The sequence below is a fragment of the Dehalobacter sp. genome (assembly GCA_023667845.1).
Classification (GTDB): Bacteria; Bacillota; Desulfitobacteriia; order Desulfitobacteriales; family Syntrophobotulaceae; genus Dehalobacter.
In genome coordinates this window covers 212148-229509 of the sequence record JAMPIU010000206.1, presented here as the reverse complement: position 1 = coordinate 229509, position 17362 = coordinate 212148, and the positions used below count along the sequence as shown (strand labels likewise).

At 45.2% G+C, this 17362-nt stretch carries 12 protein-coding genes and 1 tRNA gene; 10 read left to right on the top strand and 3 right to left on the bottom strand.

The window, feature by feature from the left end:
- Positions 1-4 precede the first annotated feature (4 nt).
- From NC238_17535 to NC238_17500, 8 genes are all read left to right on the top strand, one after another.
- Positions 5-418 carry an NADH-quinone oxidoreductase subunit I gene (locus NC238_17535; GenBank protein MCM1567712.1) on the top strand — a complete coding sequence of 138 codons (414 nt, stop codon included), beginning with the start codon at positions 5-7 and terminating at the stop codon, positions 416-418.
- A complete protein-coding gene (locus NC238_17530) occupies positions 419-919 on the top strand; it encodes an NADH-quinone oxidoreductase subunit J (protein ID MCM1567711.1) in 501 nt (166 codons plus the stop codon).
- Positions 916-1251, top strand: coding sequence for an NADH-quinone oxidoreductase subunit NuoK (gene nuoK, locus NC238_17525; GenBank protein MCM1567710.1), 336 nt, complete (start codon positions 916-918; stop codon positions 1249-1251). Before NC238_17530 ends, nuoK begins: the two co-directional genes overlap by 4 nt.
- Positions 1252-1288: 37 nt before the next feature.
- Positions 1289-3262, top strand: a complete 1974-nt coding sequence (gene nuoL, locus NC238_17520) for an NADH-quinone oxidoreductase subunit L (GenBank protein MCM1567709.1) — start codon at positions 1289-1291, stop codon at positions 3260-3262.
- On the top strand, positions 3262-4800 hold the full coding sequence (locus tag NC238_17515; protein ID MCM1567708.1) for an NADH-quinone oxidoreductase subunit M: 1539 nt from the start codon (positions 3262-3264) through the stop codon (positions 4798-4800). Before nuoL ends, NC238_17515 begins: the two co-directional genes overlap by 1 nt.
- Entirely contained in the window at positions 4800-6230 is a 1431-nt protein-coding gene (locus NC238_17510) for an NADH-quinone oxidoreductase subunit N (protein ID MCM1567707.1), read from the top strand. The genes NC238_17515 and NC238_17510 overlap by 1 nt, the downstream gene beginning before the upstream one ends.
- 284 nt (positions 6231-6514) lie before the next feature.
- A complete protein-coding gene (gene pabB / locus NC238_17505; protein ID MCM1567706.1) occupies positions 6515-8728 on the top strand; it encodes an aminodeoxychorismate synthase component I in 2214 nt (737 codons plus the stop codon).
- Complete coding sequence (locus tag NC238_17500) at positions 8709-9530, top strand: aminotransferase class IV (protein ID MCM1567705.1); 822 nt, start codon at positions 8709-8711, stop codon at positions 9528-9530. Before pabB ends, NC238_17500 begins: the two co-directional genes overlap by 20 nt.
- Positions 9531-9547: 17 nt before the next feature.
- Here NC238_17500 and NC238_17495 read toward each other — a convergent pair whose 3' ends face one another.
- The gene (locus tag NC238_17495) at positions 9548-10867 is read right to left on the bottom strand and encodes a ferric reductase-like transmembrane domain-containing protein (GenBank protein MCM1567704.1); all 1320 of its coding nucleotides are present in this window, start codon (positions 10865-10867) and stop codon (positions 9548-9550) included.
- 253 nt (positions 10868-11120) lie between these two features.
- Here NC238_17495 and NC238_17490 point away from each other — a divergent pair.
- Positions 11121-11196 (top strand) — tRNA-Ala (locus tag NC238_17490).
- A 411-nt stretch (positions 11197-11607) separates the two neighbouring features.
- Here the strand turns inward: NC238_17490 and NC238_17485 are convergent.
- A complete protein-coding gene (locus NC238_17485; protein MCM1567703.1) occupies positions 11608-13410 on the bottom strand; it encodes a multicopper oxidase in 1803 nt (600 codons plus the stop codon).
- Positions 13411-14003: 593 nt separating this feature from the next.
- Complete coding sequence (locus NC238_17480; protein MCM1567702.1) at positions 14004-16367, bottom strand: Ryanodine receptor Ryr; 2364 nt, start codon at positions 16365-16367, stop codon at positions 14004-14006.
- Between the two features lie 567 nt (positions 16368-16934).
- Between NC238_17480 and NC238_17475 the strand changes: the two genes are divergently transcribed.
- Positions 16935-17267, top strand: a complete 333-nt coding sequence (locus tag NC238_17475) for a hypothetical protein (GenBank protein MCM1567701.1) — start codon at positions 16935-16937, stop codon at positions 17265-17267.
- Positions 17268-17362 lie beyond the last annotated feature (95 nt).

The following is a 17362-nucleotide window of genomic DNA, read 5'->3' as shown; positions in this document are numbered from 1 at the left end:
AATCGTGTACGGACAAGGACTTTTAAAAGGCTTAAGCATATCAATCAGACACTTTTTCAAAAAGAAAGTCACGGAGATGTACCCGGAGCAAAAGCCTAACCTGCCGAAGCGTTCCCGGGGATGGTTTGAACTGACCCCGGATAAATGTACGGCATGCGGACTTTGCGTCAACGCCTGTCCCAACGGGATTATCTCGATTGAAAGCTATAAGGATGAGAACAACAAAAGAAAGCTGGCTCAGTATCGTATGCTGATGGAAAGCTGTATTTTCTGCGGATTTTGTGTTGAGGCCTGTCCTCAAGATGCTTTGTACAATACGCAAGCTTTTGAACAGACGGTCTTCTTCCGGGAAGATCTTAACAGAATCCTCTATAAAGCCGAGCCTCAGTCGGTTCAGGCTGAAAGGAGTGAAGCGTAGATGGGCTTTACAGTGATGTTTTACGTAATTGCCATCGTTACCCTCGGTTCGGCACTTATGATGGTCATCAGCAAAAATATCTTTCACAGTGCGCTTTTAATGCTGGTAGCATTTTTGGGTATTGCAGGGGTTTTTGTTCTGCTGCATGCTGATTTTCTGGCCGCCACCCAGGTTCTGATTTATGCCGGGGCGATCACGATATTTGTTGTCTTTGCGATCATGTTTACCATACGCGGGGATATGAAATCGACAAACTTGTTCTCCAGGAACCTGGTTCCGGGAGCGCTGCTCTCGCTGATCATGATTGTTGTGAATGCAGTCATGGTCCTGACAACGAAGTGGCCGTTGAAGACTATGACAGCTCCGGAGTCAACAGCGAAGGAAATTGCCAATCTGATGCTGACAAAATACGTCGTTGCGTTTGAAGTGACCGCAGTACTGTTGCTGGTGGCCATGCTCGGCGCGATTGTTATTGTGAAAGAGGTGAAAAAGTCCTCATGAGTAGTATCATCCATTTTTTATTCAATATTGGATTGCCGCATTTTCTGATTCTTAGCGGAACTCTTTTCTTCATCGGACTTTTCAGTGTTCTGGCCAAAAGAAACCTGATTGCGATCCTCATGGGAATGGAAATCATGCTGAGTTCAGTCAACATCAATCTTGTTGCTTTCAACAGATATACCACCGCTCCGGCTCTGCACGGCCACGTCTTTGCACTCTTTGTGATCGCCTTGGCAGCGGCGGAAGTATCGGTAGGCTTGGCCTTGATTATTTCTGTCTACCGCCAGCACAAGTCGGTTGAAGCGGATGATATCGATTCGATGAAATGGTAGTCTTAATTCAAGATAAAGGCAGGTGTAATTTACTATAATGATTGATTTTGCTCTGAATAACGCCTGGTTGATTCCGTTGTTGCCGGCGTTGGCCTTTGCTCTGATCGTCTTTGTGACGAAACCCTCGCAAAAGCTAAGCGCTTTCATTTCCATTCTGGGCATCCTTGTATCGTTTGTACTGTCGGTTGCTATTGGAATAGGCGTATTTCAACGCGGCGAATTCTTAATAGAACATCCTTTAAAAGTCGTTGTTACCTGGTTCAGTATGCATGGACTGGCGATCGACGTAGGAACACAGATCGATCCGACCTCGGCCATGATGCTTTTCGTGGTGACGCTGGTCGCATCTTTAGTTCAGATTTACTCTCTTGGCTATATGTACGGAGATCCTGGGTTTTCCCGTTTTTATTCCTATCTTTCGCTCTTTGCCGCCTCGATGCTGGGGCTGGTCATTGCACCGAATCTTCTGCAAATGTTTGTATTCTGGGAACTTGTTGGCCTGTGTTCGTATCTGCTGATTGGTTTCTGGTACGAAAGAAATTCAGCGCGTGAAGCAGCGAAAAAAGCTTTCATTACCTGCCGGGCAGGTGACTTTGGCCTGCTGCTGGGCATTATTTTACTTCAGGTGAACTTTGGAACGCTTGATCTGCAGGAACTCGCTGAAATGATCCCGAATTTTGCGCAGTACACGACCCTTTCGGCTGGTGCGATGACGGCAATCGCGATCGTGCTGTTCCTCGGACCTATGGCCAAATCCGGTCAGTTCCCGTTCCATGTTTGGCTTCCCGACGCCATGGAAGGCCCTACACCTGTCAGTGCTTTGATCCATGCGGCAACTATGGTTGTCGCAGGGGTCTATCTGGTTGGCAGAACGCTTACGCTGTTCATTACGCTTCCTACGGCAATGGTCTTTGTGGCGATTATCGGTGGCTTTACCGCTATCTTTGCTGCCACCATTGCGTTAACGCAGACCGAGATGAAAAAGATCCTGGCTTACTCGACGGTTTCCCAGCTTGGCTATATGATGCTGGCCCTCGGAGCAGGAAGCCTTACCGCCAGTATGTTTCATTTGTTCACCCACGCTTTCTTCAAAGCGCTGCTCTTCCTGTGCGCAGGCGCTGTGCTTCATGCAATGCACAACGAAGCCAGCATTGCGAAATACGGCGGTTTGAAAAAATACATGCCGGTTACTTACTGGACCATGCTGGTTGGCTGCCTGGCCATTTCCGGTATCTTTCCGTTTGCCGGCTTCTTCAGTAAGGACCTGATCCTGGAAGTCACCTATGCTGCTTCGTCGTTATCGGGACATGCTGCCGGTCCGTTCCAGGGCGTCTACACGGTCCTGTTTATTCTGGCAGCGTTGACGGCCCTACTGACGGCATTTTATATGTTCAGAATGTTCTTCATCTGCTTCCATGGCGAACTGAGAAGCCACGAGGCCCATCCACATGAAGCACCGAAGACCATGACGATCCCACTGATCATTCTTGCCGTATTTTCTCTGGCCGGTGGCTGGGTAGGCTGGCCGGGACTTGGAGAAGGGCAGGCTTTCGGTTATTTCGTCCGGTTGGGTCATTTCCACGAGGTGGAGGCCAACTGGTTCCTGATTATCCTGTCGACAGCGTTGGCGTTGATCGGAATTGGAACGGCTGCACTGTTCTATCTGAAGAAGGCATTCTCAGCCGAAGCCGTAGCCCAAAAGATACCGTTCCTGTACAAGCTTTCGCTGAATAAGTACTATATTGATGAGTTTTACCTCTGGGTTATTCATCACATCATCGATGGATTTGGCCGGATTTTGTGGTGGGTCGATGTGGTTGTCGTCGACGGCATTGTCAATGGTCTGGCACGTCTTACCCGGGATTCGGGTGACGCTGTCCGCAGAGTTAATACAGGAAACCTTCAGCACTATGCGATGGTCTTCTTTGTCGGTGTGATTGTCCTGATCATGATTTTAACGACTGCAGACTTCAGTCAACTAAATATTGGGCTGCTGGGAGGTGTCAAGTAATGAATTTTCCTGTCTTAACCACCATTTTACTGGCACCCATCATTGGTGCGCTGATCAGTGTCTTTATTCCGAAAGAAAAATCCGATGCGATTAAAGCTGTTGCCGGTATCACCACGTTCATTTCCCTGGCACTATCCATTTTCGTGTATTACATTTACTACACGCAGAACCTGGCTGTCGGCGGATTTGCATTTACAGAAGACATTCCATTCATTACGGATTTGGGCGTTGTCTACTCGCTCGGGGTCGACGGCCTGAGCCTGCCGCTCCTGCTGTTGACCAACGTTATTGGCTTTTCAGCAGTGTTTTCCCGTTCGTGGAGTATCGAGAAAAGAGCCAAAGAGTTCTATATCCTGCTGCTGATCCTGATTGCCGGTGTCATGGGAACTTTTATTGCCAGAGACCTGTTTATCTTCTTCTTGTTCTATGAAGTGGTGGTCATTCCGATTTACATCATGGTGATCATCTGGGGAAGCGGCAGCAAAACCAAAGATGTCAATAAAGAATACGCCGGTATGAAACTGACGATCTATCTACTGATCGGAAGCGCCTTTCTTCTGGCCGGACTGATTTGGATGTATGTATTGGCCGGCAATATGCTCGGAACGCCGACCTTTGATATTGAAAAGCTCGCGACACTGAACTTCTCTAGAAATCTTCAGATTGCGATCTTTGGCTTGATGGCGCTGGGCTTTACGTCCCTGATCTCGATGTTCCCGTTCCACTCATGGTCCCCGGACGGATATGCCGGTGCGCCGACTGCGGTTTCCATGATTCACGCCGGTGTTCTGAAAAAGATTGGCGGCTATGGTCTTATCCGGATCGGTATCTTTATCTTCCCGCTTGGTGCTAAATTCTGGGCACCGCTGATTGCGATCCTGGCTGTCTGCAACGTGCTTTACGCGGCGTTCATCAGCCTGGCCCAAAAAGACATGAAATATGTCGTCGGATATTCCAGCGTGAGCCATATGGGTTTCGTACTGATCGGTATCGCATCGCTTAATGTGATCGGTTTGAACGGTGCGGTTGCCAATATGTTCGCGCATGGTGTAATGGCAGCGCTGTTCTTCTCGGTCGTCGGCTATATCTATGCTGAAACGAAAACCAGACATATCCCTGATCTCGGAGGGATTGCACATCAGATGCCCCGTCTAGCCGGTGTGTTCCTAGTAGCGACGATGGCTTCGGCCGGACTGCCGGGCTTAATCACGTTCGTTCCTGAGTTCACCGTATTTATGGGCGCTTTCAGCGAACCTGCCATCAGGATTCCTGCGATTCTGGCCCTGACGGGAATTATTATTGGAGCCGTCTATGTCCTGAGAATGGCAGCCAATGTACTGTTTGGACCACGCAAGACAGAATGGGACGGAAAAATGGATATCAAAGGCTCCTATATGATTCCGGTCATCGTTCTGGTCGCATTCACCGTAATCTTCGGTTTGTTCCCATCGTTATTGATGGATATGGTCAATTCAGGAATAGAGCCTATTGCTGAAAAACTGGTCGAGGCCGGTTCCCAGATAGGAGGTACGCTGTAATGAATATTAACGTGTCTTTATTTACCACTGAAATTGCAACTGTACTCCTTGGACTGGTGGTCCTGGCTGTCGGCTTGTTCCTGACCAAAGAAAAACGGCATAGGCTTGGTTACGTCATTGCCGTGGGGCTTGCTGTGATCTTCGTATACAGCTTCGGAAGCTACGGACAGAATACCAGTGTGATGGACGGTATGTTTATCATCGATGATTTCGCCGTATTCTTTAAACAGCTCTTTATGGTAGCCGCCATTCTGGTCATCCTGACCTCGACCGTCTATGTCAAAAAAATGGGCGGTAACTATGAGTTCTACGTCATTACGCTCGTTGCTGCACTCGGCATGATGGTGCTGGCTTCCGCCGGAGATCTGCTGACGCTTTATGTAGCCTTGGAAACCATGACGATTTCGTTTTATATTCTGTCAGGCTACAAGACGGATCTCAAGTCCTCTGAAGCTGGGATCAAATACCTGGTTCTCGGTGCCGTTTCTTCCGGAATTCTTCTGTATGGCTTAAGCCTGGTCTATGGCATGACCGGTACCTTTGTGATCCGTGATATTGCCGAAAGCATAAGGCAGATGGACGGACTGTCACCGGCGATCCTTGTCGGAATCATTTTCCTGCTGTCGGGGCTTGGCTTTAAAGTGTCACTGGTGCCTTTCCATATGTGGTCACCTGATGTCTACGAAGGTGCCCCGACCCCTGTCACCACTTTCCTGGCTACCGGTTCAAAAGCGGCTTCGTTTGCAGCTCTGGCCCGCATTCTGATTGAAGCGCTGCCCGGCTACAGCGAACAATGGACGTTTATCCTAGCGTTTATGGCTGCGATGACGATGGTCATCGGAAATATTGCTGCCATTCCGCAGACCAATATAAAGAGAATGCTTGCGTACTCGAGTATTGCGCAGGCCGGCTATATCATCACGGGGATTATCGCCGTGAGTTCCGCTGGGATCAAAGCAGTTGCATTCTATTCGATGGTGTATGTCCTCGCGACGATCGGTGCCTTTGCGGTTGTCATCACATTCTCCCAGAATACGGGAAGTGAAGAGATTAAAGATTATGCAGGGCTTGCCCAGCGTTCACCGTTTATGGCCGCCGTGCTGACGGTATGTCTTCTGTCGATGGCAGGGATACCGCCTCTCGCCGGTTTTGTCGGCAAACTTTATTTGTTCTCTTCGATCGTCAACCAGGGCTATTTATGGCTTGTCATTCTCGGTCTGGTTATGAGCATGGTTTCCGTCTATTACTATTTGCTTGTGGTTAAAGCCATGTATATGAACGATCCTGTCTCCGGCACGCCGATCAAGGTTCCAGTCGGAACCAATGTTACCCTGCTGCTGATTCTGGTCCTCACGCTGGTTCTCGGTATCTATGCCGAACCACTGTCAGTGCTGGCGAATATGGCTGGAAATGCGATTTTTCCTTTCTAATGTAAGTGTTAAGTAAAATTTTTTAGATAATCAAAAGGCGTCTCAGGTCATATATGAGACGTCTTTTCTTATCCTAGAGTTGTCTTTGGGCTAGTCTTATTATTTGTGTGGTTATTCGAAGAGCGTTCTACGAGTACAGCTATTCCTAGGTGTGTCTTAATTAATAATTTTTTAGAGTAAGGCTGTAAAACCACGGAATCTGTGATATATTATCTCTACCTGAATAATGTGTTATTTCGGCATAATTTAACTATTTATTGACAATCAGCAAAGGAGAATTATAGGTGATATTCATCTTGGATAATTATGATTCATTCACATATAATCTGTATCAGTATTTCGGAGATCTCGGCGAGGAAGTACTTGCTCGGCGTCCTGAGGAGTGTACGATTGCCTGGATCCAACAGCAGGAACCGGAGCTTATTGTGATTTCTCCGGGTCCCTGCTCACCGAATGAAGCGGTCTTTGCGCTGGAAATCATCCGGCATTTTCAGGGAAAAATTCCGCTGCTGGGCATTTGTCTTGGCCATCAGGCGATCGGGCAGGTTTTTGAGGCTGAAGTTGTCCGAGCCAAGACGCCGGTTCACGGCAAAGTATCGAGCATCACGCATGACCGGTCCGGCGTATTCCGAGATATTGCCAGCCCGTTTACGGTAACCCGCTACCATTCTCTGGCCCTGCGCAGAAACAGTATACCTGCTGACTTTATTATTTCCGCGGAAACAGAAGACGGTCAGGTGATGGGGATCCGTCACCGCTATTTGCCGATTGAAGGAGTACAGTTCCATCCGGAGGCTATTCTTACAGAAAACGGTCATCAAATGCTGCGGAACGCAGTACAGGATGCCCGCAGGTGGCTCAGTGAACACGGCGAATTAAAGATGATTCAAGCATCAAAACCATCAGTAATGCTACAAACAATTCAGGAACCAGGAATACCGGAATCAGTAAAGTCATTGGAAACACTAGGATTAGAAATATCAGAAACACAGGGAACGCCTGATAAAGATAAAACCAAGCAGAATATCTGGCAGGTTAGACCTTTTATTACGAATCTAAAGCCGTTCGAGATGCTTCAGGTGTTTAAAAATGCCAGAGATCCTTTCTTCTTGGACAGCGGGGACGGTTATGCCGAGCTGGGGAAGTATTCTTATTTCGGGGCGGATCCTTTTATAAAGATCAGTGCTTATAAAGACCGGTATGCTATCGCAAAGAACTGTAAACATGAGGAACTGATCACTTATTCTGCAGGGCAGTACAGCCTTACAACTTTGAACGACTATGTCTTGAAATATCAGGCTCCTTCCGCGGCACCTTTTCCGTTTGCCGGAGGGGCTGTCGGATACTTCAGCTACGATCTGAAAAATGAAATTGAAGAATTGCCTGTTCGGGTCAAAGATGACCTTGGAATGCCGCTCTGGCGGCTGGCCTGGTATGATGGGATTGTTGTCTACGAACACGCAACGGAGACTTACAGTCTGACGGCCTGCGGCATGACGGATCAGGGCTGCTGCGACCCCTCTCTTGCTCGGGAAAGACTTGATAAACTGGAGAAGCTTCTCCAGCATTATGTAGAGGAAAAATATTTGGCTAATAGTTCAGCGGAGCTCTCCTGTGCGGGAAATGAATTAGCTGTTTCCGGTATTTCCTTTGCCGAAATCCATAAAGCTGTCTCCCAGGAACAATATTACAGGGATCTGCAGCGGGTCATTGATTACATTTATGCCGGTGATATTTATCAGGCGAATCTGACTCAGGTGTTCAGTGTCAGGTATGAAGGAGATCCCTGGGATTTGTATGAACAGCTTCATCGCAAGAATTCTGCTCCGTTTGCTGCGTTCTTGCCGTATCCCGATTTTCAAATCCTGTCATCCTCTCCCGAACGGTTTATTCAGATTACACCGGACGGAAATATTGAAACGCGTCCAATCAAGGGAACCCGGCCAAGGGGGGAAACTCCGGAGGAAGACCAGAAACTTGCAGATAAGCTGGTTAATAGTGAAAAAGACAGGGCTGAACTTACCATGATCATCGATCTCGAACGCAATGACCTTGGAAGGATCTGTGAGTTTGGATCAGTGCTTACCACAGAACTGCTGACTCTGGAAAAATATCCGACTGTTTGGCACCTTGTTGCCACAGTCGTTGGGAAACTCAAGAAATCCTTAAAACCGGAAGAACTGATCAAAGCCATTTTCCCGGGCGGCTCGATCACCGGTGCGCCCAAAATCAGAGCGATGGAAATCATCGATGAGCTTGAACCGTACAATAGGGGTATTTACACTGGGAGTATCGGCTATATAGGCTTCGATGGGGCCTGGGATTTGAATATTGTGATCCGGACCATTCTGCTGAAAGAGAAAACGGCGTATCTTCATGCCGGGGGAGGGATTGTTGCCGATTCGATCCCCAAAAAAGAATATGAAGAAACGATCCATAAAGCGGGAAGGCTTCTGGAAGTTTTGGGGGTTAAGCTTGATGGGAAATCAGAAAAGTAAAAACAGAAGCTTCGGTAAAATTGAGCCTGTCGGTATTTTTGAAACGATAAAGGTTACTGCCGACGGGATCGCCGTACCTGGATTGCATTGGGAGAGGATGAGCAAGGGCGGTAAGCTTCTTGGAATCACCATTCCCGCTTATGATGAATGGCTGAACAAGATCGAAACTTACCTAAAAGAAACTAAAATTGAGCAGCGGCCTTTTGCTTTGAGAGCAGAAATCAGGAAAGATCCGAGTCTGATTTCCGATCAAAGCCAAAATCATAATCACAATAACCAGTGGCTTTTCAGCACTAGAGCAGTTTCCTATACTCGTGAACAATATGAAGAGGGTGTCCGGGTCCTGTTTATGCCAGAGCACCGGGTTGACCCTATACCGCTCAACTACATTAAATCTGCAGATCTTCTGGATACTGCCGCTGCCCTGCGCGCGGTGCAGGGCGGTGGTGCGTTTGAAGGGATTTGGTTGAACAGCAGGGGCCAGATAATTGAGGGGACTAGAAGCAATGTTTTCTTTGTAAAGAATGGGCATCTTTATACGCCTTCCCTGGAAAGCGGCTGCCTGGCCGGTATCAGAAGAAGGATTGTGATAGAAAAAGCCATTGAGCTGGCTATACCGTTCAGTGAAGGCGTTTATTATCCTGAAGACTTATTGAATGCTGATGAAATTTTCCTTACCAATTCCCTGATGGAAGTCATGCCGGTAAGCAAAATGGAAGGGAAAATTTTTCGGCTTGATGGAACACTTGGGCGTCGGCTGCTCCTAGCCATCCATGGCATCGCAGCATTAGATCATCCATGATCGTCGCTGCTCCTCGCCTATTTGAACTGAAAAAACTCGTAGTGAAAATGTCCGATACACAGGCCGCAGGTCTTTAATTCTCTTTCCAGCTTGATCCTCATCGGTTCCGGACCGCAGAAATAGACATCAACAGTTTCGGTCTTGGGCACCGCTTCGCAAATATCTTCGGCATTCAGAAACCCTTTCGTCTGAAGATCGTGCAGATGCACGCGAATACCGCTTCCGGCTGCAAGGGTTTTTATTTCATCCAAATAGGGTCCTTCGGCCTCGTTGTTATAACAGTAAAACAGGTCAATGGAATATTGCGGAGGGATCGCAGACTGGTAAAAACTGCGGAATGGCGTAATGCCGATTCCGCCCGCCAGCCAGACCTGTCGGTTTGATCCGGCCTTATAATCGAAGCGGCCATGGGGGGAGGTTACGGCAAAAGTATCTCCCTCCTGAACGTTTTCCAGTAAAGCAGAGGTGTGATCTCCCAAAGCCTTGATCGCAAACTGTATCTCATTCTTTCGGAAAGACTGGCTTATCGTGAACGGATGAGAAGGAAACTGCTTGCCTTCCTCGGTAAACTTGATAAAAGTAAATTGTCCTTCCTTATAGCGGATTCCTTTTTTAAAGGCTTTGCCGGTGATCTCAAGGGTATCTTTGGCGACCGTGCGGATGTTCGTTACCACATAGCCGAACTGAAATGCTGTTCTTTCGTAAAATCCTATACTGTAGATTGCCGAAGTCAGACCGACCAGATTGACCAGATTCAGCCACAGCCCCAGGGCGCTTAAGCCTGTAACGGCATAGTCCGAACTGCCGTAATAATGAATGATTCCGATCATATAAGGAATAAAAAAGAGCTTGTGGATGTTTTTCCATTTCTCATAATTCATTTTCCAGGTGAACAGGGCAAGCAGGATTAAGACGATAAAAAGCAGCATGCTCAGGTTAGCGATGCCGGAAAAAAGCTCCGGACCATGGTCCGCCCCCGGTGGCGGACCATTCAGACCATTTGGACCCGGTCCTAAATTCGCCCTGTTCTCCCCATAATGATTTCCCTTACCTGCGTCGAGCATGAATCGATGCACAAAGATCAAAAGAACACTTGTGATACTTAAAACTTTATGGTAAAGGTAGCTTTTGTCCAGGCCATGGAACAGGGAGTCCAGCAGCGGATGACGGGTTGAAATAAAATTGACCCAGGCAAAGCAAACCAGCATGAGCGAAGCAGCCATCTCGGAGTATTGTCTGACTGGGGTAACATCCTTTAATGGTTCGCTGACTGACCAAAAGATAAAGGTCAGGATCAAAGTAAGCAGAATGAACAAGGGGCCTTGACGTTTACGCATGTTTTCATCCTCCGAGTGTAATAGAATAGTTATAGCATTGAAGAGGTAATATATTCCACGCTGACCTGCTGTTTTCCTTTAAATGTTGCCGGATACAGTTCAGTACATCTGCGTTTCTCGTCAGAATCAAGTGTTTATCAAAAAACAGTTCCGGAATCATAATTTTTATTTATCTAACTCTAGCGAAAATTAGGATTATTCAGTATAATAATAGTCGTGTGAATTGAATAATTGTTTTTCATTTTAAAACAGTGGGGATGTAGCTCAGCTGGGGGAGCGCTTGCTTCGCATGTAAGAGGTCGTGGGTTCGAATCCCATCATCTCCACCAAAATTCGTCTAAAAGCCCGCTATTCATGCGGGCTTACTGTTTTTATATGCGTTTTACACTATTTTTCAACAAGTTTTTTGTGTAAATACACCAAAGTATTAACCGAATCACATTCTTGATATTGATTTATTAAGAGAATCGAGCCGTCGATATGTTTTCTCAAACGCAACATGTCGAAATTTGCGTACTTTTGTCGAAAAACGACTAAGCGTATTGTATAGACATAGATAAATCCCGGATGAGAGTGAAAACCTAAACCTTCTCCGAATTGTTGCTATAAAACCACATGGAAAGAAAATAGACCCCCATACCGCTGCTGAAGTATTATCAAAGAAAAAAATAGCACCCCCTTGCTAAAAGAGGAGGTGCATAATTGTTAAAGCAATGATAACGTTACCTAAGTGTTTATGGTTAAAATGGAAAGATTGTTCTGACCTTCAATGGCCGCATCATCTCATTATCTTCGTGTTCAAGAATATGACAGTGCCAAACATATCCGGGTCCTTTTGAAGGGTTAAACGGATAAAGATTGAGCCCGGGAAAAGTAAATATCGAAGCATCTTGGGGAGCAAACCGAACCCGGATAGTGGTTACTTCGCCAGGGTTAGCCCTGATTGTATCTTTCCAACCTTTCTCATTTGCAGGAGGACCAACAGGACCTTGCAGTAGATAAGGTTTTACCGGCAGTACCTTGGTTGGGTGATCGAGCGGCGGCATACCATTTAGAGCTATCCAATCGTTCGTATACTGAGTAGCAAGGAACGCTTGACGACTTACTAACTGGAATGAGACCAGGTGCAAATGAATAGGATGAGTGTCTGCTGTAAGATTAACCAATTCCCAATCTTCTGTCGATCCGACTAATGGGAGCTCGGAAATAGGAGCGCTCCATCTTTGGCCGTCTAATAGTACTTCTACAGGACCGTTTGGCCCCATAACTTCAACCAGCACAAGCGTTCGCTTTTTGGCGTTTGGGAACAAAGGCGTTATAAAATTCAGGCGACGCGGAAGTCGGGGAGGAACAACAACAGGTTTGGCGAGAACTGTAAACTGCATTACCTGCCCTGTAGTAAGAGGATCGGGCAGATCCCCTGTTGGGAAGGGTGTTGGAGCGTCGTTGCCTAGAATTAGTTTCGTACCAGGTAATAATGATGAAAAGTCCACAAGTATATCCGCTCTCTCGCCTGGGGCAATCAGCAAAGAGGATAATTGAACGGGCCTTGGCAGATAGCCAGCGTCAGTGCCGATTTGAACAAACGGCATCCCGTTGGAAAACGTCAGGTTGTAGAACCGGGCGTTAGAACCGTTTAGAACTCTAAAGCGGTATTGTCTTGGCTCCACATCCAGGTTAGGCCAGACTTTGCCATTAACCATAATTGTATCACCGAAAAACTCCGGTACCCAATAGGGATGAATATCAGGGTTGACACCGACATTGGGGTAATTAAGTGATCCGTCGGTGTTAAATGACCTGTCCTGAATGGCTATTGGGATTTCAAATTTGCCTTTCGGTAAAACTGACCTGTGTTTATCGAGGGGATTATGAGGATCACGTAACAGGTAGAAACCTGCAAGTCCCATAAGAACATTGAGACGGGTTATGCCCAGAGCATGGTCGTGGTACCATAATGTTGTAGGTGGTTGAGTGTTGAAATAGTGGTAAAGGGATTTGACAAAGGCGGGCCCTTTTATCACCTCTCCTGCTGTAAACCATGCGTCTGGATGACCGTCTGAAGCTGATTCGGTTTCGCCTTCATGCAGGTGGGTAACAATGGGAACAGGACTTTGGGCCAAAGGAAAACCGGGAGGGAAGGGTGGAAATGGGGGCATAGGCATACCCATACCATTGGGATCGGCCCAATGCAGGGTCGGATCAACCGGAAGCAAATGGGGACCGGTAAGATTGTTTACCCATTGTACATTCACAGGAATGTCGCGCACCGCTTCAAACGTAGCACCGGGAGAGAAGCGGAAATCGGGAATAATTTCGCCTGTTTGAGGGTCTTTAACCTGACCGCCGTAACCCCACACAGTGGTTTCCGGGAAACCCTGCGGTAATATTTGCTGATTAAACTGGCTGACTGTTACGGTATAATCATGACTTATAATTTTCCCGGTTTTAGGGCATTTAACCACAGTTGGTTCGTAGACCGGGGGAACAACCAATTGATTTACAAATTTGGGTATCGTGTTTGGATCAAGTGGATTTGCCAAAATGATTCTCCTTTCTAAAATATATCTCGCAATATTTTATGGATAAGTCATAGGGGAGGTGAAAACATGTCTAAGAAAAATGACCTTATCCTAAACTGTTATACACTTAAAATATCAAGAAATATCCTTGCGACTCAGCTAAGCCACTTTGTATATCCCTCCTGTGGCCAGCAGCGATTTTGAAAAACCGGGATGTACTTGACGCAGATGTAGTATGCAAAAGAGTTTGACAGTTATTTTGAGCTAATCAAGAACAATTTCTATTATGCAAAATAGGAATAGCCTATATCGAAAGTTGATTATGAAGACGATTCGGGAATATTGACAAAAAAATTCTGTAATGATGATTTGAAAAATTCTGCATATCACAAATGAACAATAGATGGAGAAATGAACAATAGATAGAGAATAAAAGTGTATTTCAATTAAAAATCTAAAAGAATCATGCTTCCGCCAAGGGGCCAACAGCATTAAGCGACATCAATTTTGTATCCTCAAGGCACGTAGAGAGTGTAGTTCTGATGTACTTTGAAATATTCGGGATATTGAGCCTTATAAAAATGAAAACAGTACTGACTTTGAAAAGGTTTGTTTTATAACATATTGCACTGGTTTACAAATTTGAGCTTTTCCAACTTGAAATTTGACTCGGCAAGAGCAGCGGACCAGAGACTGATCATCTGATAAATCTGTGTTTTGGCTTCCTCTGTGGAGAGTACACAGGCATGTCCGGAGCTTATATCTTTTGCCTGTATATAATTTTTGCAGCGTTTATACTCAAATTGGGTAAGTACTTTAAGTTCATCTTCCGAAAAAACCAAATTCTCTGTTTTATCATCAACATACATGACGTCGTATTGTATTAGCAAAAGTGCCTCAGGGATATTTTTAATGTGATCCCTATAAAAGTTTTTTTGCGGTTCGCAAAGCTTCTTCCATGGCAAGGAAATATCGTCACCGTTAACAGAAACAGCACCTTCCAGAACATTGAATTTTCCTCTTATAAGTTGAGCAATCGTATCGATTTTTTCACCAAAAATAGCATCGTGCATCATATACCTCAAGAACAATTTTTCATCAAGATGAAGCTTGAGCTGTTCCTTTGGAGGTAAAAATGATTGCACCCATTTTTTTGCATGCGTCAGAATGCTCATATCCATAATTACTTCCAACGATCTTGACTCATGCTTGTACCTTGGTATTTTGAGCATTGCCCGAAGAACATCGTTGTCTATTTGTGCCTCTCCATTTTCGTTGATTAAGTGAGGAAGCTTTTGTTCAATTAATGAACGCATCAGCATAGCCCTTCTAATCATGAAGAGTTGGTCGTTATCATCGCTCTGATTGGGACCGAGTATATTGATATAACCCCTCAAACGGATAACAAAATCAGGCCCCTTAGTAGACCTAAACTCTTTTAAAAATACCCGCTTTTCATCTTCGTCTTCGATTTTCTCTCCGCAGAATTCAGAAAAGGAGCTGCTGGTTCCACCGGCAAAAACGAAAATCGCCCTTCCGATCGGATGAAAGGTTTCTTCAGCTCTGTAAACACCATCCTGCATAGGCGACAGAAAATGTTTGAGCCATCCGAGGTTTCCTCCAAAGAAAGAGTCGAATTCATCAAATACAATCAGCGGAATTTTTCCAAGAAGATTTATATCGCTGATTTTGTGGAATGTCTTTTGCAGTTCAAGCGGTGATTGAAATTGGGAAAGGTTATAATTTATCTTTTGAATGTCTTCGGGGAAGGTGCTGGTGGCCATTTCTGTAAGTCCGAAGGATTTCCCCGAACCGGGCGTTCCAAAAACAGCGATGGAAAGGGGGCGGGTGACATTCTTGGATGAGATGTATTCCGAAATCAAATTGTGTATTGTCCGATAGCTCTCAATTTCGGTCCTGTCGACTGTCTTCAGCTTGCCAAATCTAGCGGTAGGTATATGCTTAAGGACGTTTTCCTCTCCGTTTTTAACCAGGTCAAAGGCCATTTGCGCAATACTCGCCGAGCTTTTTCCCTGTAAGATGAACCAGCTGTCCTGATGGTCTCTGTTTAAAATATTGGGAATCTTTACATCCTGAACATATTCCAGAAGAGTCGTATCGTTTGAGTTTCGCTCAAATATTAAAGGATTTGGAAAAAGACAACAATCCGGATTTTCCCCGAAACCAAAATCAAAGTATTTTCTGATTGCAATCATCCCTTCGTGAATGCCTTGGGAAATGAGGGTTGAAAGCTCAGTCGCTTCTCCACCTGCAATGACTGCCGAAAGCCCCGCGACAAAAACGGAAGTAATCCCGAACATTTTCCCAAGGTTGTTGCGCATAAAATCCCCCTCGCACTCGTAAGGCAAAAAGTATAAGTAGGCTTCGGGGATACCGTCGTTTTTATAATAAATAACGCCTTCCAGTCCAAAGAGGACAACAAGGTGTCTGCATGTTGACAAAAAGGACAGGTTTGGGTTATTGCTAAGCTGCCAGACAAAATCAAGCGCCGTTTTTTCCCAAGATAGGCTTTTGCTGATATTGACACCTTTTGAACGGAGGTTGTCGGCATTAATGATGACGATAGTCCTGTCAAATTGATGCTGTTCTAAGTGCTGCCAAAGTGCGCTTCCTCCAATTGGATTATTCATTTTATAAAGAATAATAGGTGTTTTTCCCGTGTCTTTAATCACTAACGGCCAGTAGCTGTCATCATTGTTGAAACCATTGTCTTCGTCATCTATAATAACGGTTTGGGCATCTGAGGTATCAATAGGGAGCAGCACCGGCTTTTCACTTTCCTTGCCAGCAAACCCCATAAATCTGCTCACTCTGTAGACCTTAGCCTCTTTACTGCCGGCAGAAGAGGGGAAAGGCTCGATCTCAACAAATGAGTGTAAAAACTGATTCGTAAAAGAGCCGATGTCCTTGGGAATAGATGGAGAAATAATTTGCTTTCCTGTCGCTAAAGTGGTCATTTCGGCCAAAAGCAATGCTTCTCCTGGCTTTGATATACTATGAAGATTATTATTTTGCCGGTTCAAACCATCATTTTCCTGTGGAGATGTACTCCACAACAGTGTGTTGATACATATATCGCCTGTAACTAAAATTTTGGTGTCTTGATTTTTTATATTGATAACCTCCTTATTTTTGCGCTGTTTAGCTTCCATTGCTGAACAGACTCATACGCAGATCTGCCCAACCCTTGAGTATAAAAAGTAGCTACAATTCATTATTTTCAATTGAAATCGTTTTCCTCCTAGGGTGCTCATCATATCACGTAAGCTGTTAAATTGAAACAAAATGTTGAAAATTATTAAAAAAATAATTCAAAATATAATTAGAACAATTAGTTGACAAATAATTTTTATAGATATAAGATTAAGATGTAATAAGTAAATATAACTCATGTTTGTAAAAAAATAAGATTTGAATGGACTCAAATCAACAAATTAGGTTTTGTGTAATATGCTCACGACAATTTAACATACAGTGATAAAAGAAATAAAGGGAAATGAAACTTTTACAGAGGAGAGTTTATTATGGAAGGGCAAAGAGTAGTTCCAAATCAAAACATCTATTGGGCGAGAGGCGGCTATCTAAATCAAAAACGTCCGATTCAAATGTCTGAAGAAGAAAAATATAATGTTGCAAGATGTTCGGGCGAAAAATCTGAACATCTCTGTAAAAACCCTATTTTCAAGTGCAAAGAGTGCGCTAACTATGGATGTGCTCAGGAAGTCTCTAATAAATGCACCGCACAAGGGTTTAAAAATAACATATGTTTGAACTGCGGCGTGGCTGGCAGCCGTATACCTGTAATGAAAAAGGAGCTTGCTAAATTCATTGCGGAATGGGAGAAGAATGACTTATGAGAGTGGAAATACTTTAACTAGATACTAATACTTGGTAGTTTATTATGGAGCCGTGTCAAATGTCGGGGTGAGTATCTAGCTAAGGTACGTCACTC